This window comes from Candidatus Accumulibacter aalborgensis (assembly GCF_900089955.1).
In the GTDB taxonomy this organism is placed as follows: domain Bacteria; phylum Pseudomonadota; class Gammaproteobacteria; order Burkholderiales; family Rhodocyclaceae; genus Accumulibacter; species Accumulibacter aalborgensis.
The window spans coordinates 33,063-52,902 of the sequence record NZ_FLQX01000135.1 but is presented as its reverse complement, the minus strand read 5'-3'; the positions used below and the strand labels follow the sequence as shown (position 1 = coordinate 52,902).

Genomic DNA, 19,840 nt, shown 5'->3' with positions numbered 1-19,840 from the left:
TGGCGTTGCGTTTCTTCGGCGGCCTGACGTTCCGATTCCCGGCGGATTGCTGCCTCGACGGCCAGCATTTCCTGCTCTTCCTGGCGAAGAGCTTCCTCGATGGACTGTCGTTCGGTCTCCAGGCGAGCGGCTTCCTCGGCGGCTTGGCGTTCGGCCTCGCGGTGAGCGGCTTCCTCGACAGATTTGCGTTCGGTCTCGCGGCGAGCGGCTTCCTCGGCGGCTTGGCGTTCGGCTTCGCGGCGAGCGGCCTCCTCGGCGGCTTGGCGTTCGGCTTCGCGGTGGGCGGCTTCCTCGACAGCTTGTCGTTCGGCTTCACGGTGAGCGGCCTCCTCGACAGCTTGGCGTTCGGCCTCGCAGTGAGCGGCCTCCTCGACAGCTTGGCGTTCGGCCTCGCGGCGGGCGGCTTCCTCGGCGGCTTGGCGTTCGGCCTCGCGGCGGGCGGCTTCCTCGGCGGCTTGGCGTTTGGCTTCGCGGTGAGCGGCCTCCTCGGCGGCTTGGCGTTCGGCTTCGCGGCGAGCGGCCTCCTCGGCGGCTTGGCGTTCGGCCTCCTCGGCGGCTTGGCGCTCGGCTTCATGGCTGGCTTGCTCTCCCGCTTGTCGATGGCCGCCAGAACGGCGGGCGATGAAGAAACGGAGCAGGAGAAAAGCGACGAACACACCAGCGGCGATCAGCAGCACGCTCTCATTCATTGACATTGAAGGGCCCTCCCGTACTTACCATCCACAAGCGTCGGAACGTGCCGACCCACTTCCGGCCAGTGCCTTGCTTACCAGCCGATGGACTGCTCCCATCGCCACTCAGCATCATAAAACGAATATTTCGCCTGTTGGGAGATGGATACGCGGAGTTCGCGCCTCTCAGGCACCGTCAGCCTGCCCTCGGCGCCTCGCCGGCGAGCCGAACTTTGCTCGGGACTTGCCTGGATTGGGGTGTGTGGAAGCGCTTGCTGGTCGCGAATGAAATCCCTCTGATGGCGGTCAGGCCCGGAAACTGAGAGAATCACGGATTGGCGACCGATCCTGGATGGGCAAACGAATGGCACCTCAGAGCACTTCTGCAGATGTTTCACCGATCGAAGAGATCATCGTCGAAATGCGTGCCGGGCGCATGGTCGTCCTGGTCGACGAGGAGGACCGCGAAAACGAAGGCGACCTCATTCTGGCTGCCGAACATGCGACGGCCGAGGCGATCAACTTCATGGCCCGTTTTGGTCGCGGGCTGATCTGCCTGACGCTGACCGAGGCGCGCTGCCGGCAACTGGGCCTGAGCCAGATGGCGCGCGACAACAAGAGCCCGCACAGCACCGCGTTCACGGTCTCGATCGAAGCTGCCGAAGGGGTGACCACCGGCATCTCGGCTCAGGACCGCGCCTTGACGATCAAGGCTGCGGTGGCGAGGAACGCCCAACCCGATGACATCGTTCAGCCGGGACACGTCTTTCCGATCATGGCGCGGCCGGGCGGGGTGCTGGTGCGTGCCGGCCACACCGAGGCCGGCTGCGATCTGGCGCTGCTCGCGGGACTTGAACCGGCGGCGGTGATCTGCGAGATCCTGAAGGAAGACGGCAGCATGGCACGGCTGGTCGACCTGGTCGACTTTGCCCGTGCGCACGGACTGAAGATTGGCACGATCACCGATCTCATTCATTACCGTAGCCGGCATGAGACGCTGATCGAGCGTACGCTGTCGAAAACGGTGCACTCTGCCCATGGCCAGTTCACGCTGCATGCTTATACCGACTGCACGTCGAACGAAGTCCACCTGGTCCTGGCCAAGGGTGAGATTCGCCCGGACCGGGAAACGCTGGTGCGTGTGCACGAACCGCTGTCGGTGGTCGATTTTCTCGATCCTGGCGGTGGGCGGCATACTTTTTCCCTCGACATGGCGCAGGCGGCGCTGGCTCGCGTGGACGCTGGCGTCATCGTCCTGCTGCACCGCCCCGAAAGCGGCCAGGACATTCTCGCGACTCTGCGCGAACCGGTCGCCACCAAGCGCCCAGCCGCCCGCTGGGACCCGCGTACCTACGGCATCGGGGCCCAAATTCTGCGGGATCTGGGCGTCGGCAAGATGAAACTGCTGTCGAGCCCGCGCCGAATGCCGAGCATGACCGGTTTCGACCTCGAAGTGACCGGCCACGTTGCCACACCCGCTGACCTTGAAAGACTCTGATGGCTAGACCGAAACCCCCCACAGGCACTCCCCTGACGGTACGCTGCGACAATATCCACGAATATGACGCTTCGCTCGATGGCGCCGGGTTGGCGGTTGGCATCGTCATGAGCCGCTTCAACCAGGACATTGGTGAAGGCTTGCTCAGCGCCTGTACGACCGAACTCAAGCGCCTTGGCGTCGACGAAGGCAGCATCACGCTGGCCTGTGTGCCCGGTGCTCTCGAAATCCCTCTGGTCCTGCGGACGATGGCCTGCAGCGGGCGCTTCAATGCCTTGATCGCGCTTGGCGCGGTCATCCGCGGCGAGACCTATCACTTCGAGGTGGTGGCCAACGACTCGTGCCGGGCGCTGATGGAAGTACAGTTGAACAGGAGCGTGCCGATCGCCAACGGCATCCTGACTTGCGAAGATGACGATCAGGCGCTGGTCCGCATGCAGCAGAAGGGGTCCGACTGCGCCCAGGTGGCGGTCGAGATGGCCAATCTGCTGCGCGCCATCGGGGAGCGCCCTTAATGGCCGCGAAGTCACCAGTCGCACCGAACTCGCCGGCCACCCCCGGAGCCAAGCCCGCCGCCCGCTCGCCGCGCCGTCGGGCCCGCGAGTTCGTCTTGCAGGGGCTCTACCAATGGCAGGTGAGCGGTAACGACGAAGCGGCCATCGAAGCGCATCTCGGCGACACGGAGGGCTTCGACAAGGCTGATCGCGATTTCTTCGTCGGGCTCCTGCGCGGCGCCCTGGCGCAGCGCGAGAGCTTGCAGGAACGATTGCAGGTCTATCTCGACCGGCCCTTTGCTGAACTGTCGCCCATCGAGGCCTGCGTTCTGCTGGCCGGCGCATTCGAGTTGAAGAATCACCCACAAACGCCGTACGGGGTCATCATCAATGAGTCAATCGAGTTGGCCAAGGGCTATGGTGGCACCGACGGTCACAAGTACGTCAACGGCGTCCTCGACAAACTGGCGGCCAGCTTGCGACCCGCCGAGGTCGAAGCCAAGCGGGCGGCGCGCAGCCGAAGCCGCTGATCGACCGGGTCGATTGGAGGGGTCGGCGGTGCCCGGGAGCGGCGATGCCCAGCGAGTTTGAACTGATCAGCCGTTTTTTCTCCCGGCCGACGCGCCAGGCTGTCCTCGGCCCGGGTGACGATTGTGCACTGCTTGCGCCGTCAGCGGGCATGCATCTGGTGATCACCACCGACATGCTGGTCGAAGGCACCCATTTCCTGCCCGGCACAGACCCCTGGCAGCTCGGCTGGAAAGTGCTCGCGGTCAGCCTCTCCGATCTGGCGGCGATGGGCGCCGAGCCACGCTGGGCCTTGCTGGCCGCTAGCCTCCCGGAAGCTTGCGAGGCCTGGCTGGCGCCCTTTGCCGAAGGTCTCTTTTCCTGCGCCGGTCGTTACGGGGTCGATCTGGTTGGTGGCGACACGACGCGCGGGCCGCTCAATCTGTCTCTCACAGCACTCGGTGAGGTCCCGGCGGGCACGGCACTGCGTCGTGATCGGGCCCTGCCGGGTGACGATCTCTGGGTCTCCGGCCAGCCTGGTCTGGCGGCCCTGGGTCTGGCCCAACTGCAGGGCAGAACCAAACTCCCTGCTGCGCTTGCCGAACGGTGTCTGGCCGCTCTGCAGCAGCCCTTGCCGCGCGTTGAACTGGGCCGACTCCTGCGCGGGCTGGCCAGCGCGGCTATCGACGTGTCAGATGGCCTGCTCGCTGATCTTGGCCATATCCTCGAACGTTCGGCGGTTGCCGCCGAGGTCTTTGTCGCGCAGTTGCCGGCGCTGCCGGCAGGAGTGGACCCGGTGCTCGCTCGCCAGTGTCAATTAGCCGGCGGTGACGACTACGAACTGCTGTTTTCAGCCTGCCCGGAAACGAGAAACGAAGTCGTCGAACTTGGCAAACAGCTCGATCTGCCACTCTGGCGATGCGGTCGGCTCACCGCCTCCGATTCTCACCGCCTGGCGCTACTCGATGCCAACGGGCGGGAACTGACGATCAACAGGAAAGGCTTCGACCACTTTGGCTGATCACCCTTCAGTGCTCTTTCTCGAGGCGCTCGCTGCCGAAGTCGGCAAGCTGCTGCTCGCCAATGGCCAGCGCCTGGTGACCGCCGAGTCGTGCACTGGCGGCTGGGCGGCGCAGTGCGTGACGGCGATCGCCGGTAGTTCCCATTGGTTCGAGCGTGGCTTCATTACCTACTCGAACGAGGCCAAGATCGAGCTCCTCGACGTCGGTGCTGGCCTGCTGGCAGAACAGGGTGCGGTCAGCGAAGCGACCGCGGCGGCCATGGCCATGGGCGCTCTGCAACACAGCCCTGCAGACTGGGCTCTCGCTATCACCGGAATCGCCGGGCCGGGCGGTGGCTCGCCAGGCAGGCCGGTTGGCACGGTCTGTTTTGGCTGGGCCGGGCCGGGTGGGCAAATCGACACCGACACGCGCTGCTTTTCGGGAGGCCGCGAGGCGGTGCGTGCGCAGTCGGTGGGCCATGCCCTGCAGGGTCTGCTGCGGCGTGCCGAATGCCTTCAGGCTTGAGGAAGTCGGGCACAGGGTAATGCTTTAATGGATGCTTCTCGACCCCGGAAAGCGCCAGGCCACTTGGTCAAACGCTGTCGCCTTGGACTAGAATGCGTGACCGACACGTGCCTTGCCTTCCTGCCGATGCGCTCGACAATCGTCAACACCCCGCTGGCCAGGTTTTTTTTGCTGCTGCTGCCGATCGCGTTCCTGTCGGCAGGGGATGCCAGGGCACTCGGTCTCGGCAAGATGACCGTCCTCTCCTCGCTCGGCAAACGCTTCGAGGCAGAGGTGCAACTCATCGACGGATCTGCCGAGCAGCGATCGATCGCCGAGTGTTTTCGCCTCGGCCAGCCCGGCAGCGCCGATGCCGATGTCCCGGCGTTGACGCAGGGCCGGGTGACCCTAGAGAAGCACGCCGGCCGCCTGCGTTTGCGTGTCGTGTCCGACCAGATCATCAATGAGCCGGTTCTGCAGGTCAATCTCCGCGCGGGTTGCGGTGCCGAGGTCGTGCGCAACTACCTGTTGCTGATCGACCCCCCTCGGGCGAGGATGGCGCCCAGAGCGGTGGAACTGCCTGCGGTCAGCCGCGCGCCGGTTCAAGTACCCCTGCCGCAGCACCTGCCGGCAAGGAATCCCAATCCTGGAACCTGGCGTACGGGTAAGCACCAATCGGCGCGTGGCATCGCGCGACTGCTCTTTCCTCAGCAGCCTCGTACGCAAGTTCGCTTTCTCAGGGCCTTGCAGGCGGCGAACCCGGCAACCGATCTCGGTTCTCGCGGCGGCAGGCAACTGCCGGCAGGCACGCAGCTCCACCTCCCTGCCAGCCGGCAAGGCCAGCGGGCTGATCGCTTACTGGCGGGAGCCAGTGCCGCCGCTCCCGAAGACGATGCTGCGGCCCGCGATTCGCGAGACAGGCCTGTGGCGCGGAAATCACCTGCGGCAGGCCGCGCCCAGGACCGCCTGGAGATTTCCAGTGCTGCCGATAGCGAGCAAGCCCAGGCGGGGCATGACTCGCGTTTGCGCTTGAGTGCGCGACTGTCGGTCAAGCGGCAGGACAAGACCAGCGACGATCAACGCGCGCTGCTCCGGCTGGAGTTCGGGCTGTTGTCCGCTCTGCACGCTCAGGCGGCGCAGCAGTTGGCGCTGGCTGAACAGATTCGCAGCCTTGAGGCGACGCTCGGCGAACTGCAGAACAGGACGGCCAGCGCGGCGCGACCAGCCGAGCCTGCGGCGGCGATCAGTGCTGCCGTGCTGCCGGCCGCGCCGCGACCGCCACCACCAAGCGCTGCGCCCAGCGAGGCGCCGGTGGCCGGGAAGACAAACGGGTGGTGGGATTGGTTGGCGATCACTTTGCTGGGCGCGCTGATTGCGGGTTTGATCTGGCTGCTTCGCTGGCGAGCCGAGCAGCGTTCTCGTCGGCCTACCCGCGCGACCGCCACTGAGGAGGCATCAAGGGCTGGCGAAAAACCGGGCAAGGTCCACACGGATTCCGTTTGGGAACTGCAGATGACTCGCCGTAGCGACAGCTCGCCCGTCGTTGCCGAGAGCCAGACGAACACCGACACCGCTTCACTTGCCGATGACGGGCCGAGCGCCTGGGACGAATTGCCGGCCATGAGCGAGGACGACGAGGGGACCGCCGTACTCGAACTCGCCGAGATCATGCTTTCCTTCGGTCGCATCGAGGGGGCGGTGCAGGCGCTGGAGGAATTTGTCGCCAACAAGCCGACGGCGGCCGTTCCTCCCTGGCTGAAATTGCTTGATCTTTACCGTCAGGACGAACAGCGTGAAGCCTTCGAGGCCGCTGGACTGAAGCTCAAGCGCCATTTCAATGTGGCGCCACCGGACTGGGAAACGGCCGCAGAAGCCAGTCGGCCGGGTTTCTCGATCAGCCAAGAAGATGCACCGTCGATCGACCAATTGCTCCTGCGCTTGCCGACGATCAGGCAATGGCCACACATCGCGAATGAAATCTTGCGCACATGGGGTTCTCTCGCCTGCATCCATTACTTGAAAGCACTCTTGCGTGACAACCGTAGCGGCGAGCGAAGAGGCTTCGCTCTCGGTACGGTGCGCGAATTCCTGTTCTTGATCGATCTCCAGGAAAGTCGCCTGCCGCGGCGACCGTAAAGTCCAGCGAGGTGCCGGAAAAGACCAGGGCAATACCTCGTCACAACGGATCATCGGCCGGTTGCTGTATATAATGACAGGTACCGGCCCCGCTGACACCGGCGCACCGAGTACGGTCGAACATGGGATAATTCCCGTCAATCAAGGAAAAGGATACGCAATGGACGACAACAAGGCGAAGGCGCTGGCGGCAGCGTTGGCCCAGATCGAAAAGCAGTTTGGCAAAGGCTCGATCATGAAGATGGGCGAGGGTCGTGTGGTGACCGATATCCCCGTCGTTTCAACCGGCTCGCTGGGCCTGGACATTGCCCTTGGCATCGGTGGTCTGCCGCGCGGCCGGGTGGTCGAGATTTATGGTCCGGAGTCCTCGGGAAAGACGACATTGACCCTGCAGGTCATTGCCGAAATGCAGAAACTTGGCGGTACGGCAGCGTTCATCGATGCCGAGCATGCGCTCGATCCAGGCTACGCGCAGAAGCTTGGCGTGAACCTCGATGAACTCCTGATTTCCCAGCCGGATACCGGTGAACAGGCGCTGGAAATCGCCGACATGCTGGTGCGCTCGGCCAGCGTTGACGTGGTGGTGATCGATTCCGTGGCGGCGCTCGTCCCGAAGGCTGAAATTGAAGGCGAGATGGGCGATTCCCTGCCTGGCCTGCAAGCTCGTTTGATGAGCCAGGCGCTGCGCAAACTGACGGCGAATATCAACCGCACCAACACTCTGGTGGTTTTCATCAACCAGATCCGGATGAAGATCGGCGTCATGTTCGGCAGTCCCGAAACCACTACCGGCGGTAACGCCCTCAAGTTCTACGCCTCGGTGCGCCTCGACATTCGCCGCATCGGCAGCATCAAGAAGGGTGACGAAGTCATCGGCAACGAAACGAGAGTCAAGGTCGTCAAGAACAAGGTCGCTCCGCCGTTCCGCGAAGCAATCTTCGATATCCTCTACGGCGAAGGTACTTCGCGTGAAGGAGAGATTGTCGAACTCGGCGTGCAGCACAAGTTGATCGAGAAGTCGGGTTCCTGGTACGCGTACAACGGCGAGAAGATCGGCCAGGGCAAGGACAATGCGCGCGAGTATCTGAAGAGCCGGCCGCAGATTGCGCAAGAGATCGAGTCCAGGATCCGGGCAGCGGTGAACGTCCCGTCCTCGTCGGCGGTGGCGGCTTCATAGTGTTCGGCCGATGAACGAAGCGCTGCGTGAGCGGGCTCTTCGCCTCCTCGCGGGCCGCGATTACGCGCGTCCGGAGCTGTTGCAGAAGCTTGCTCCCCATGCCGAGTCGACGGAGCAGCTTGAGGCTCTGCTCGACGATCTGACGGCACGCTGCCTGCTTTCCAATGAACGCTATGCCCGCGCACGGATCAATTCTCGCGCCGCGCGCCTGGGTGACGCGCGGCTGGCGTACGAACTTCGCGCCAAGGGAGTTCCCGATGAAGTGGTCAACGCCGCGCTGGCCTCTGGTGACGATGAATTGACGCGGGCACGCCGGGTTTGGCAACGTAAATTCGGCGGCCAGCCGCCTGGCGTCGGCGACCCTGCCGGACGTGCTCGGCAAATGCGCTTTCTGTCCGGCCGGGGATTCTCGGGTGAAACCATTCGGCGCGTTCTGCGCGGCAACCTTGAAGATGATTGAAACATGTCAGATCTGCAGAGCACCCTGTTCGCACGCCAGCTCAAGAAGCGCTACAAGTCCCGTACGGTGGTGCATGACGTTTCCCTGGAGGTGGCCAGCGGTGAAGTGGTTGGCCTGCTCGGTCCGAACGGCGCCGGCAAGACGACCTGCTTCTACATGGTCGTCGGTCTGGTGGCTTGTGATGGCGGCGAGGTTCATCTAGACAGTACCCAACTGACGCATCTGCCGATTCACAAGCGCGCTCGACTCGGGGTCTCCTATCTGCCTCAGGAGGCTTCCGTTTTCCGCAAGCTGACGGTCAGTGAAAACATCAAGGCCGTACTGGAACTGCAACAACCGCCGGCTGACGACCTCGAAGCGCGCACGGAAAGTCTGCTCGAAGAACTGCATATCAGCCACCTTCGCCACAGCCCGGCGACCTCACTATCCGGCGGCGAGCGCCGGCGCGTCGAAATTGCGCGTGCACTGGCCACTGCACCACGCTTCATTCTGCTCGACGAGCCCTTTGCCGGCGTCGATCCGATCGCCGTGCTGGATATTCAGAAGATCATCCGCTTTCTCAAGGAGCGCGGTATCGGCGTGTTGATTACCGACCACAACGTTCGCGAAACGCTGGGCATCTGTGACCACGCGTACATCATCAACGAAGGTAGCGTCCTTGCCTCTGGCCGGCCGGACGAAATCATCTATAATGAAAATGTCCGGAAGGTTTATCTGGGCGAGAATTTCCGCCTCTGAAACCAGCGAGCCATGATTAGAGAACCATACGGGCCGTTTCCCCATGGCAGCGCAGTGGCTTACCCGGTCCGGTAAATGAAACCCTCCCTCCAGCTCAAGCTCACACAGCATCTCGCCTTGACGCCACAACTGCAACAGTCGATCCGGCTGCTGCAGTTGTCGACGCTTGAGCTCGAGCAGGAACTGGAAAAATATCTGCTGGAGAACCCGCTCCTTGAACGGGATGAGGAATACGCGCCGTTTGAAGCGCCATCCAGAGATAGTGGCGTCGACGAATCGGCCGCCCAGGGTCAGTCCGAAGAACGTGTCGAGAGCACTTTGACCGACGACGACAGTTGGCTCGGCGATGAAGGCAGCTACGCTGGCTCGTCGGGTTCTTTCGATGACGACGAAGATGGCGATTATCATGACATCCAGGCGGCCACTGTCTCGCTGCGCGAGCACCTGTTGACGCAACTCGGCCTGATGACCCTCCCCGGCCGTGACAGCGTCCTGGTGCGCTGTCTGATCGAAGCCCTCGACGAAGACGGTTACCTGACCCAGTCACTCGATGAACTCGCCGAAACGATGCCGCTGGAACTCGAGATCGAGCTCGAAGAACTGCAGATTGCGCTCAACCACTTGCAACATCTCGACCCGACCGGTATTGGCGCGCGCAGTCCGGTGGAGTGCCTGGTGCTGCAACTGGAAGCGTTGCCGCTTGATGCCACGCGCACCCTGGCGCTGGAAATCGTTCGCGATTATCTGGAACTGCTGGCCCACCACGATTTTCCCAGACTCAAGAAACAAACGGGCTGTGACGATGACGCGCTACGCGCTGCACACCTGCTGATCTGTAGCCTCAATCCGCGGCCGGGCGCACAGTATGCCTCTTCCGACACGCGCTACGTGACGCCCGACGTGGTGGTGCGGAAAGTGCGCGGACAGTGGTCGGTAAACGTCAATTCGGACGCCTTCCCGCGGATCCGGATCAATAGCCTGTACGCCCAGATACTGTCTCGGCATAGAGGCTCCGGCCTCGCCGGCCAGCTCCAGGAAGCACGCTGGCTGATCCGGAACGTGCAGCAACGGTTTGACACGATCCTTCGTGTGGCGCAGGCTATCGTCGAACGTCAACGTCAGTTCCTTGATCACGGCGAGGTGGCGATGAGGCCGTTGGTGCTGCGGGAAATTGCCGACACTCTGGGACTGCACGAGTCGACGATATCGCGGGTGACGACCCAGAAGTACATGGCGACGCCGCGCGGAATTTTTGAATTGAAGTACTTTTTTGGCAGCCACGTCAGCACCGAAGCTGGTGGGGCATGCTCAGCAACGGCCATTCGGGCGTTGATCAGGCAAATGATCAGCACCGAAGAGCCGACGAAGCCCCTCTCGGATAATCAGATATCCGAGGTTCTTGGTCAGCAGGGCATTGTCGTCGCGCGGAGAACAATTGCAAAATACCGCGATGCGCTCAGTATCCCGCCGGTCAATTTACGCAAGTCCCTTTAGAAGAAGGAGCCACATCATGAACCTGCAAGTCAGTGGACACCACCTCGAGATTACCCCGGCGCTGCACGACTACGTCACCAGCAAGCTCGAGCGGATCACTCGCCATTTCGATAACCTAATTGACGTGAGCGTGATTCTGTCGGTGGACAAGCTGAATCAGAAGGCCGAAGTGACTGTGCACCTCGCAGGCAAGGATGTCTACGTGGAATCCGTCGACGAAGACCTCTATGCAGCGGTGGATGGCTTGGTGGACAAGCTGGAACGTCAGGTGCAGAAGTACAAGCAGAAGTTGCAGGATCACCATCGCGGCAACAAGATCACCGACCACATCGTTGCCGAGTGATCGATCTGTAGTGTGCGCACGGATCGCTGGCCAGGCCACTGATCCGTGCGCTTTTTGCATCAATCCACGTCAGCTTTTTCAGGTTTTTGTCGCATGAGCCAGATTACCCAACTACTGCCCCTCGAAAACATCATCCTCGACCTGGACGCGAGCAGCAAGAAACGCGTCTTCGAACACGTGGGGCTGCTTTTTGAAAACTACCTTGGCATCGCCCGCAGTACCGTTTTTGACAGTCTCTTTGCGCGTGAGAAGCTGGGCTCGACCGGGCTCGGTCAGGGTGTGGCCATCCCGCACGGCCGCATCAAGGGATTGAAGGAAGCGACCGGCGCTTTTCTGCGACTTGCTTCACCCGTTCCTTTTGATTCTCCCGACGGCAAGCCGGTCACTATCCTGTTCGTCCTTCTGGTTCCGGAAGTGGCGACCGAGCAGCACCTGCAGATCCTTTCCGAGTTGGCACAGCACTTTTCCGATCGCACGTGTCGCGAAGCGCTGACCGAGGCCACTGATGCACGAACGGTCCGTCAGCTCTTTGCCAGTTGAGCAATGAGCGCCCGACGTCAGTTCAGTGTCCTCCAACTCTATGAGGACCACCGCGAAAAACTGAAGCTTTCCTGGCAGATCGCGGTCGGCGTAGACCGCCAGATCGAGCTCAGGGAGCAAAGCAATTTCGGCGCCGATGTGGTCGGTCACCTGAACCTGATTCACCCGGAACGGCTGCAAGTGATCGGCCGAGCGGAACACGCCTGGGCTACCCGTGTCTCGGCCGATCGCCTGCGCAATCAGGTCAGGGAACTGATGGTCGCCAGGCCACCGGCGCTGATTCTTGCCGATGACCTGGAAGTCCTGCCGGCGATTCGTGAGGGCTGCGAGTCGACGCAGACCCCTTTGTTCGTCAGTTCGAAGCCCTGCTCGGCGGTGATCGAACTGTTGCGCAGCTATCTTTCGCGCCGGCTGGCCACGTCTACCTCGGTGCACGGCGTGTTGATGGATGTTTTGGGAATGGGTGTTCTGATTACCGGCGATTCCGGCGTTGGCAAGAGCGAGCTGGCCCTGGAGTTGATCTCGCGCGGGCATGGTCTGGTCGCTGACGATGTCGTCGAGCTGGCGTGCATCGCACCGACCACGATCGAAGGGCAATGTCCGAGCATGTTGCGCGACTATCTCGAAGTGCGCGGCCTGGGCCTGCTCAACATTCGCACGATTTTTGGCGAAACCGCCTCGCGGCGCAAGATGAAGCTCAAGCTCATCGTGCACCTGCAGAGGCCAGTCAGTAGCTCTGATGGTCCTCGTCTCCCCCTCGATGCCCAATCGCAGGACATCCTTGGCGTACCGATACGGAAGGTCGTCATTCCGGTGGCCGCCGGGAGGAATATCGCCGTTCTCCTCGAAGCGGCGGTGCGCAACAGCATCCTTCAGTTGCGTGGCATCGACAGCATGGGGGATTTCATCAACCGGCAGCAGCAGGCACTGCTTGACGACGACCTGTAGCAGTGGCCTAATCAGCAGACTTCCTCAACCTAAGGAGAACCCCCCGATGAAAGCCGTGATTGCTCTAGTTGCTCTTGCCTTTGCCGCCGGTGGCGTCTTGGCCGCAGAGAAAAAGGAACCTACGGAAGCCCAGAAGGCGCAGCAGGAAAAGATGAAGGCCTGTAACGTGGAAGCGGGAGAAAAAACCTTGAAGGGCGACGAGCGCAAACAGTTCATGAGCACCTGTCTCGGCGCCAAACCGGCGAAAGCGACTCAACAGGAGAAGATGAAGACCTGCAACAGCGACGCGGCCAGCAAAGAACTGAAGGGTGACGAGCGCAAGAAGTTCATGAGCGAGTGTCTGAAGGCCAGCCCTGCGTAAATCGACGGCTACCCACAGGCGCCGGCCATCGAGCAGAGGCCGGCTTTTTGTTTGCACCCGGAGACTTTCCTGGCCAGACCCGTGAACGGAGCCGTGGCCAAATCTAACTGTTTCCCACTGGCCCTGCACGTTCGGCAGGTAGCCAGGCCACGTAACCTCGGCGCCGGCGCTTGAGCAGTCTGCTCAGGCGTCGAGCGGCCTCCTCAGGAGTTGAACAGAGATCGCCGAAAAACGCATTGCATGCGGCCCAGCGACCATCCGGGGTGCGCAAGACGACGACCGGGCGACCACCGTCAAGCGCCGTCACCAGACAACTCGATCTTCCGGCCGCCCACGATGCGGCAACCAGATCCGTTGCTTCGTCTCGCGGTACGCACAAGGCAACCAGCGCGTCGATTGGCGAGTCATGCTCGGTACAGACGATGGCGGGAAAGTAGGAATGGGCGGCTGGCCAAGCGAGCGCGTTCATGGGGGTACACTTCTATCACCCTTGTGCGTCCTTGTAAAACCCCTCGTCCGCCGGTGCGCGGCACCGTGGCCACCTTGCCGATTCTGATAGCATGCAACCGACAGCATTCGACGTCCTGATCGTTGGCGGCGGCCTGGCCGGATTGTCGCTGGCTTGTGCGCTGCGTGACACGCGCCTGAGGGTCGCCCTGGTGGAACACCGTTCGCCGTCGCCTTCCACCGGCTGGGACGCGCGGGTCTACGCGGTCTCACCGGTCAATGCCCGTTTCCTGCAGGAGATTGGCGCCTGGAAGCACATGGCAGCAGAGCGGATCGAGCCCATTCATGCGATGAAAATATTCGCCGACGATGGCGCGGAGCTCGATTTTTCGGCCTACGAATCAGGCATCGCCGAACTTGGCTGGATTCTTGAATCATCGCTGATGGCTTGCGAACTCTGGGAAAACGTCAAGCGGCAAGGTAATCTGACGTTGTTCTGTCCGGCGGCGCCACAAGCCCTGCAGATGAATGCCGCGGCTGCCGTACTGACGCTGGCCGACGGCCGCGCCTTGTCGGCACGCTTGCTGATCGGCGCTGATGGGCGCGACTCCTGGGTGAGGGAGGCGCTTGCCGTGCCGGCGATCAACACCCCCTACGGTGAGTTGGGGCTGGTCGCCAATTTCGAGTGCCAGCGTCCGCACCGCGGCATCGCGCGGCAGTGGTTTCGCGTTGATGGAGTGCTGGCCTGGCTGCCGATGGCTGGCGATCGCATCTCGATCGTCTGGTCCACTGCGGACGAGAATGCCAGAACATTACTGGCCATGGCGGCAGACGAACTGTGTGCCCGCGTCGCTGCGGCCGGAAATCACGAACTCGGTGCTCTCAAGCTGTTGACTCCCGCGGCCGCCTTTCCGCTGTCCCTGCTGCAGGTGCCACGGATCGTCGCTCCGCGACTGGCGCTGGTCGGTGACGCAGCGCATGGCATTCACCCGCTTTCGGGCCATGGTATCAACCTCGGCTACCGGGACGCCAAAGCGCTAGCCGATTTGCTGGCGGCGACGCCGGACTGGCAGGACATCGGCAACCAGCGCCTGCTGTCTCGCTATCAGCGAGAACGGCGCGAGGAGACCCTGCTGCTGCAAACCACCACGCACGCGCTGCACCAGCTTTTCCGAAACGATTTCCCCGGACTCAAGCCCTTGCGCAAGCTGGGAATGAACCTCACCAACGGTCTACCACTCCTAAAGAACCTGCTGGTGCGCTATGCCATCGGCGGCTTCTGAAACGGCAACCCCCATCAATCGGAGAAAGCAGATGTACACGAAACTAGTTCCGCTCGCGCTGGCCGCAGCGCTCAGCCTGCCCGCCCTGGCGGACGAAGCCTCCGTGAAGAAGGCCGTCGAAGCCAAACTCGGTGGCCCGGTCGCCAGCGTCACCAAGACCCCCTACCTCGCTCTCTATGAAGTCTACGCCGATGGCCAGATTCTCTATACCGACGAAAAGGTGTCGGCGCTGCTCGTTGGCACGCTACTCGACGGCAAAACCATGAAAAACGTGACGGCCGAGCGGATGCAGAAACTGACCGCGATCAAGTTCTCGGACCTGCCGCTGACGATGGCCGTCAAGCAGGTACGTGGCGACGGCAAGCGTGTTTTCGCGACCTTCGAGGATCCCAATTGCGGTTACTGCAAGAAAATGGCCAAGGAAATCGCCAAACTCGATAACGTGACCATCTATACCTTCCTTTACCCGATCCTGTCGCCCGATTCTCTGGAGAAGTCAAACCAGATCTGGTGTTCCGCTGACCGGGCGAAGGCCTGGACTGACTGGATGGTCGACGGCAAGGCGCCCGCTGGCAAGGGCGACTGCGATACCACAGCGGTCAAGACCGCCGTCGAAACGGGTAGACGCCTGGCCATCAACGGCACGCCGACGATCTTCTTTGCCGATGGCGAGAGGATCCCCGGAGCCGTTCCCCTGGCCAAGATAGAGCAGAAACTCGCCCAAACGTCGAGCGCGGGCAAGTAATCGTGCAGGCAGGGTGCTACTCATCGCCCGTCTGCTGGAGCAGCTTGTGCTGCATCAGCGAGAAGAAGCGGTCGTAGAACGGGCCAGCGGGAATCGTTTCGCTGGCCACCTTGACCAGCGAATCCTCGCTGGACCCGACAGGAATCGACACCGAACCGATCGCGGCAACGCCGACACTGGCCGAGTTCGGATTCTTCTTGAGCGCGTAGCGGTCCTGGATGGCGTTCACATACGCCGTCGACACCTTTCCCACTCCGCTTTCAGGCGCGCAGACGACGTTGAATACGATCTCCACATGTACTTCGCCCTCGGGCTGGAAGTTCTTGCTGGCGCTGATGAAATCGCGCTTCACCGTACTCAGCAGGTAGCCCTGGCTGAGCAGCGCGCGGCGCGCCGCCTCGCAGGTCGCGTCGACGCTGGCGTCGAACAGGCGCGAGAAGGTTTCGTTGGCCTCGAAACCTTCGTTCTGGTACACCGCGACGCGGCTCGGCGGACTGCCGCAAGCGACCAGCAGACTCGTCAGGGCCACGGCCGCGATGCGCCGGCAAGAAGCGCCGGCCGAGGGCTGACGCGGAGCGGAAGAGTGGGCAGGCACGGAGAAGGTGTTCATTGGCACCAGCGGAAGTATAGGTGGCCCGCCCGACCATGGTCAAACGGGCACTTGCCGGGGGGGGCGAATGAATGCACCGTGCGCGTCGCCGACAACTCGTCGGGCGCAACAAGCGAAGCGCATTGCGCCAACTGGCAAACGTCGCATGACTTGCCGGACGCACCCCGTACCACTTGCCGTTGATCGGCGGTGAGGTCTTTCAGAACACGCTCACAGTAGCGTCGGCCCCGTCGCCCTGGCGCAGATCGCCGGCCTGTACATCCAAGAGGAACCGGGCACCTTCTCTTTCCCGGTGATCCTGGTCGACATGCAGGCACTGGCCCGGCGCGCCCTATGATGGAAACAACGACCATGAAACGATCGACCGGCATCGCCACACTTACCCTCAACCCGGCCATCGACCAGAGTGTGGCAATTCCCGACTTCGCCGCCGGGACAGTCAACCGGGTCGCCTGGGAGCAATCCGACCCCGGCGGCAAGGGAGTGAACGTCGCTTCCTTCCTCGCCGATCTGGGCTTTCGCGTCGCCGTCACTGGCCTGCTTGGTCGCGACAACGCGGGCGTCTTCGAACAGCTCTTCGCCAGCAAGGCGATGACCGACGCCTTCGTGCGCGTCCCGGGGAACACTCGGGTCAATGTCAAAATCATCGACGAGACGTCACCGGCGATCACCGACATCAACTTCCCCGGCCCCGCCGCCACCGCTGAACACCTCGCCGAACTGGCGCGGACGATCGACACGCTGCTCGCCGAGCATGACTGCTTTGTGCTCTCCGGCAGTGTTCCCGCTGGCGTTCCCTTTGCTTACTACCCCGACCTGATCCGCCGGCTCAAGGCGGCAGGCAAGCGAGTGCTGCTCGACAGCAGCGGCGACCCACTGCGCCACGGCATTGCCGCGGCCCCGTGGGCGATCAAGCCCAACATCGCCGAGCTGGAAGAACTGGTGGGTGCGCCGCTGCCCGACCAAGCGTCGGTGATCAGCGCGGCGCGCCAACTCATCGCTGCCGGCCTGGGCTGCGTGGTGGTGTCGATGGGTCACCAAGGGGCGTTGTTCGTCACCACCGACGAATGTGTGCACGCCCTGCCGCCCGAGGTCGAGGTCAAGAGCACGGTCGGTGCCGGCGACGCCATGGTGGCAGGCTTCGTCGCCGGTAGTCTGCGCGACTGGAACCTGGCCGACTGCGCGCGCCTGGCTACCGCCAGTGCCCTTGGCGCACTGACCCAGTTGGGGCCGCGCCTGCCGTCGACGGCAATCGTCGAATCATTCATGGCGCAAGTCACAGTACGCCCTGCAGGGGCTCTGGCAGGCAGTCAGCCGGAATCACTGTAATCACGAAAGAGGGACACCAATGGCAAAGATCGTTGTCGTTACCGCATGCCCCACCGGCATCGCGCATACGTTCATGGCCGCCGAGGCCGTGAAGAAAACCGGCGCGCTGTCGATGTTTTTCGGCTGTACGCTGCACGCGCCGCACCGGGGCATCTTCGTTCTGGCGATTCCCAACGCCGTCGGCCAGTTGTTGCCCTACATTGGCGCCATCGCCGCAGGTACCGTGGTCACCACGCTGGCCTTGACCGTGCTCAAGAAACCGCTGGCCGAGGAGGCGCCGATGGCAGTCTAGCCAGGCCTCGTCGGCGAGGGGTCCTCTTTCGCCCACACCCTTCCCCTCAAGGCACCACCCCCATGACGGCAGCGGGCACGGCAAGGGGTTTGTCCTGCCCGACCGTTACAGAATGAAGGAACTGACCATGCGCAACGTACCCCTGAGCCCACTTACCCTGGTTCTGGTCGCACTGCTGTGCGGCCAAGCGGCCGGCGCCGCCGAGGCTGGCGACCCGAAGGTCGTCGATACCGATGTCGGCGGCGTCGAGGCACCCGAAATACCCGTCGACGAGGTGGCGCCGAAGGTCGCCAAAGACGCGGGCGATCTGGTTGTTGCCGGCTACCTGCGCGCTCTCGCCGGTATCAACTCGGAAGGGAGTCGAGCCGCCTGCTTCCAGTTGGCCGGTGCGGGAGCCAAATACCGGCTGGGCAACGAGTGCGAGGTCTATGGCGAGCTGTTTTTCGGCAAGCAGATCGTCAGCTTTACCGACGGCGCCAGCATCAGCGCGAATGCCATGTTCAGCCTGAACAGACCCATGGCCTACAACTCGACGAGTTACAGCACCGACACCAGCGTCGCGCAGGCCTACCTCGCCGCCGAGAAGCTCTCCTTCCTCAACGGCGGCGCGCTCTGGGCCGGTTTGCGCTATTACAAGCGCGAAGACATCCACATCAACGACTTCTTCTACTGGAACCCGCAAGGACTGGGCGGCGGCGTTGAGGATATCGCGATCGGTGGCGTAAAGGTAAGCCTGGCGATGTTTACCGAGGACAACCGCGACCAGGCCATCAAGGCCGACCGTTACGACTTCCAGGTGCGCGGGCTGAAGGTCAATCCCAACGGCGAACTCGAGTTCGGCTACAGCGCGATTCCCGCGTCCGGCCATATCTATACCGGCGGCGATTCGGGCTGGTCGGTCACTGTTCAGCATCGCCAGACCAACCTCTGGGGCGAAGGCTGGAACAAGTTCGCCGTGCAATACGGCGTTGGGCCGGGAACCGGACTCGGCAGCACCGGGCCGCTGACCAATACCACTTCCGACACGCGCTTTCGCGTCGTCGAAGGCCTCTTTGCTCAGATGACGCCAAAGCTCGGCGGTATGCTGACCGGGGTATATCAGAAGGACGAGTCACCCCTGGGTGACCAGACCTGGCTCTCGATCGGGGGCCGCTTGGTCTATGGCTTCACCGATCACCTCAAACTCCAGGGCGAGTTGGGCCACGACCAGGTCAGGCCGAGCGTCGGCGACACGCGCAACCTGACCAAGCTGACGATCGCGCCAACGCTGGCGATGGCGCGCGGTTTCTGGGCCAGGCCCGAACTGCGCTTTTTCTATACCTATGCGCGCTGGAACGAAGCGGCAGCGCGGGCGGCCAATGGCTCGACCAATTCTGCTGTCGCCTCGACCGCCTCGACCGGGATCTTCGCCAGCGGCAATCAGGGTTCGACGATCGGGCTGCAATTCGAAGGCTGGTGGTGAGCGCTTGACCTGCCATGGGGCAGTTACCTTGCTGTCTCAGGGCAGCTTGCCGCAGCCAGGGCTGGACCTCGCCCACGAGTCGGGGGCTTCTTGCGACCAAATTCGATTGACGCGGCCTCATGGGGGCCCCCATACTCTCGAAGGCGCCTTTGGATTTCCTGTCCTTGCGCACCGGAAATGAGAATGGGGAACCCGCATGACGCACACTTCGCACACCTTGCATTCGCATCTCGCCCTGCTGCTCGTCGCGGGAGTATTGGCCAGCGTGCCCGTCGTCGCGCAGGTCGGTCCGGGCGTCGCCAGCGGGCAAGCCGCTGCGCCCACGGTGACCACGGTGACCAGTGCGCCGCCGGCGTTCTCGCGCTACCCGGCCAGCGTCGAACGCAGTGTCGTCCAGCAACCCCACCTGGAGGGCAAGGCAGCGAACTTCAAGACCGTACTCAGCCAGGCGCTGAGGGACGCTGCGGCCACGGGCCCGAACTTCGCTGGACGCTTCGTTGTCGCCACCTGGGGCTGCGGCAGCGGTTGCGTGCGGGTCGCCTTCATCGACGGCCGCACGGGTGCGGTGCACTTTCCGCCCCAGCTCGAAGGCGCAACGCCGGGTAATGGTGAGCTCAACAACAGGGAGATGCTGGAGTACCGTGCCGACAGCAACCTGTTGATCGTCAACGGCACGCCGGCCACCGACGATCGCTACGGCGTGTGGGCCTACAAATGGACCGGGCAGACGCTCGAGCCGGTCAGCTACACGGTGAAGAAGCGTTCGATGACGCAGTAGCAGGCGGCAATCCGGAGTGTTT

23 protein-coding genes are annotated in these 19,840 nt (G+C 62.8%); 21 read left to right on the top strand and 2 right to left on the bottom strand.

Annotated features, from left to right (window positions below; genetic code table 11):
• Window positions 1–5 precede the first annotated feature (5 nt).
• The 15 genes from ACCAA_RS16145 to ACCAA_RS16075 all read left to right on the top strand — a co-directional run bounded on the left by ACCAA_RS16145 (window position 6) and on the right by ACCAA_RS16075 (window position 12,872).
• Complete coding sequence (locus tag ACCAA_RS16145) at window positions 6–692, top strand: hypothetical protein (RefSeq protein WP_186408282.1); 687 nt, start codon at window positions 6–8, stop codon at window positions 690–692.
• 343 nt (window positions 693–1,035) lie between these two features.
• Window positions 1,036–2,169, top strand: a complete 1,134-nt coding sequence (ribBA, locus tag ACCAA_RS16140) for a bifunctional 3,4-dihydroxy-2-butanone-4-phosphate synthase/GTP cyclohydrolase II (RefSeq protein WP_186408281.1) — start codon at window positions 1,036–1,038, stop codon at window positions 2,167–2,169.
• Window positions 2,169–2,684 (top strand): 6,7-dimethyl-8-ribityllumazine synthase, encoded by a 516-nt coding sequence (gene ribH / locus ACCAA_RS16135; protein WP_186408280.1) that lies wholly within the window; start codon window positions 2,169–2,171, stop codon window positions 2,682–2,684. The genes ribBA and ribH overlap by 1 nt, the downstream gene beginning before the upstream one ends.
• On the top strand, window positions 2,684–3,193 hold the full coding sequence (nusB, locus tag ACCAA_RS16130; protein ID WP_186408279.1) for a transcription antitermination factor NusB: 510 nt from the start codon (window positions 2,684–2,686) through the stop codon (window positions 3,191–3,193). Before ribH ends, nusB begins: the two co-directional genes overlap by 1 nt.
• Window positions 3,194–3,237: 44 nt before the next feature.
• The gene (gene thiL / locus ACCAA_RS16125; RefSeq protein ID WP_186408278.1) at window positions 3,238–4,191 is read left to right on the top strand and encodes a thiamine-phosphate kinase; all 954 of its coding nucleotides are present in this window, start codon (window positions 3,238–3,240) and stop codon (window positions 4,189–4,191) included.
• Complete coding sequence (locus ACCAA_RS16120; protein WP_245754613.1) at window positions 4,184–4,696, top strand: CinA family protein; 513 nt, start codon at window positions 4,184–4,186, stop codon at window positions 4,694–4,696. The genes thiL and ACCAA_RS16120 overlap by 8 nt, the downstream gene beginning before the upstream one ends.
• Before the next feature lie 96 nt (window positions 4,697–4,792).
• Entirely contained in the window at window positions 4,793–6,811 is a 2,019-nt protein-coding gene (locus ACCAA_RS16115) for a type IV pilus assembly protein FimV (protein WP_186408277.1), read from the top strand.
• 160 nt (window positions 6,812–6,971) lie between these two features.
• A complete protein-coding gene (recA, locus tag ACCAA_RS16110; protein WP_186408276.1) occupies window positions 6,972–7,988 on the top strand; it encodes a recombinase RecA in 1,017 nt (338 codons plus the stop codon).
• Window positions 7,989–7,998: 10 nt separating this feature from the next.
• Entirely contained in the window at window positions 7,999–8,448 is a 450-nt protein-coding gene (gene recX / locus ACCAA_RS16105) for a recombination regulator RecX (protein WP_186408275.1), read from the top strand.
• Between the two features lie 3 nt (window positions 8,449–8,451).
• Window positions 8,452–9,186 (top strand): LPS export ABC transporter ATP-binding protein, encoded by a 735-nt coding sequence (gene lptB / locus ACCAA_RS16100; protein ID WP_186408274.1) that lies wholly within the window; start codon window positions 8,452–8,454, stop codon window positions 9,184–9,186.
• Between the two features lie 75 nt (window positions 9,187–9,261).
• The gene (locus ACCAA_RS16095; RefSeq protein ID WP_186408273.1) at window positions 9,262–10,680 is read left to right on the top strand and encodes an RNA polymerase factor sigma-54; all 1,419 of its coding nucleotides are present in this window, start codon (window positions 9,262–9,264) and stop codon (window positions 10,678–10,680) included.
• Window positions 10,681–10,696: 16 nt separating this feature from the next.
• Window positions 10,697–11,023 (top strand): ribosome hibernation-promoting factor, HPF/YfiA family, encoded by a 327-nt coding sequence (gene hpf, locus ACCAA_RS16090; RefSeq protein ID WP_186408272.1) that lies wholly within the window; start codon window positions 10,697–10,699, stop codon window positions 11,021–11,023.
• A gap of 93 nt (window positions 11,024–11,116) precedes the next feature.
• Window positions 11,117–11,563 (top strand): PTS IIA-like nitrogen regulatory protein PtsN, encoded by a 447-nt coding sequence (gene ptsN / locus ACCAA_RS16085; protein ID WP_186408271.1) that lies wholly within the window; start codon window positions 11,117–11,119, stop codon window positions 11,561–11,563.
• Between the two features lie 3 nt (window positions 11,564–11,566).
• The gene (gene hprK / locus ACCAA_RS16080; protein WP_186408270.1) at window positions 11,567–12,511 is read left to right on the top strand and encodes an HPr(Ser) kinase/phosphatase; all 945 of its coding nucleotides are present in this window, start codon (window positions 11,567–11,569) and stop codon (window positions 12,509–12,511) included.
• 46 nt (window positions 12,512–12,557) lie between these two features.
• Window positions 12,558–12,872: a PsiF family protein gene (locus ACCAA_RS16075; RefSeq protein ID WP_186408269.1), complete on the top strand. Its 315-nt coding sequence runs from the start codon at window positions 12,558–12,560 to the stop codon at window positions 12,870–12,872.
• A gap of 103 nt (window positions 12,873–12,975) precedes the next feature.
• On the opposite strand, the gene ACCAA_RS16070 is transcribed toward ACCAA_RS16075, so the two are convergent.
• Window positions 12,976–13,341 carry a hypothetical protein gene (locus ACCAA_RS16070; RefSeq protein WP_186408268.1) on the bottom strand — a complete coding sequence of 122 codons (366 nt, stop codon included), beginning with the start codon at window positions 13,339–13,341 and terminating at the stop codon, window positions 12,976–12,978.
• A 91-nt stretch (window positions 13,342–13,432) separates the two neighbouring features.
• Here ACCAA_RS16070 and ACCAA_RS16065 point away from each other — a divergent pair, with 91 nt between their 5' ends.
• Complete coding sequence (locus ACCAA_RS16065) at window positions 13,433–14,602, top strand: UbiH/UbiF family hydroxylase (protein ID WP_186408267.1); 1,170 nt, start codon at window positions 13,433–13,435, stop codon at window positions 14,600–14,602.
• 31 nt (window positions 14,603–14,633) lie between these two features.
• Window positions 14,634–15,347, top strand: coding sequence for a DsbC family protein (locus ACCAA_RS16060; RefSeq protein WP_186408266.1), 714 nt, complete (start codon window positions 14,634–14,636; stop codon window positions 15,345–15,347).
• A gap of 16 nt (window positions 15,348–15,363) precedes the next feature.
• On the opposite strand, the gene ACCAA_RS16055 is transcribed toward ACCAA_RS16060, so the two are convergent.
• On the bottom strand, window positions 15,364–15,957 hold the full coding sequence (locus tag ACCAA_RS16055; RefSeq protein ID WP_186408265.1) for a DUF2242 domain-containing protein: 594 nt from the start codon (window positions 15,955–15,957) through the stop codon (window positions 15,364–15,366).
• A gap of 351 nt (window positions 15,958–16,308) precedes the next feature.
• Between ACCAA_RS16055 and pfkB the strand changes: the two genes are divergently transcribed.
• The 4 genes from pfkB to ACCAA_RS16035 all read left to right on the top strand — a co-directional run bounded on the left by pfkB (window position 16,309) and on the right by ACCAA_RS16035 (window position 19,818).
• Window positions 16,309–17,286: a 1-phosphofructokinase gene (pfkB, locus tag ACCAA_RS16050; RefSeq protein ID WP_186408264.1), complete on the top strand. Its 978-nt coding sequence runs from the start codon at window positions 16,309–16,311 to the stop codon at window positions 17,284–17,286.
• Between the two features lie 19 nt (window positions 17,287–17,305).
• Window positions 17,306–17,578, top strand: coding sequence for a hypothetical protein (locus ACCAA_RS16045; RefSeq protein WP_186408263.1), 273 nt, complete (start codon window positions 17,306–17,308; stop codon window positions 17,576–17,578).
• A gap of 127 nt (window positions 17,579–17,705) precedes the next feature.
• Window positions 17,706–19,040, top strand: a complete 1,335-nt coding sequence (locus ACCAA_RS16040) for a maltoporin (protein ID WP_186408262.1) — start codon at window positions 17,706–17,708, stop codon at window positions 19,038–19,040.
• Window positions 19,041–19,236: 196 nt separating this feature from the next.
• Complete coding sequence (locus tag ACCAA_RS16035) at window positions 19,237–19,818, top strand: hypothetical protein (protein WP_186408261.1); 582 nt, start codon at window positions 19,237–19,239, stop codon at window positions 19,816–19,818.
• Window positions 19,819–19,840: the final 22 nt, after the last annotated feature.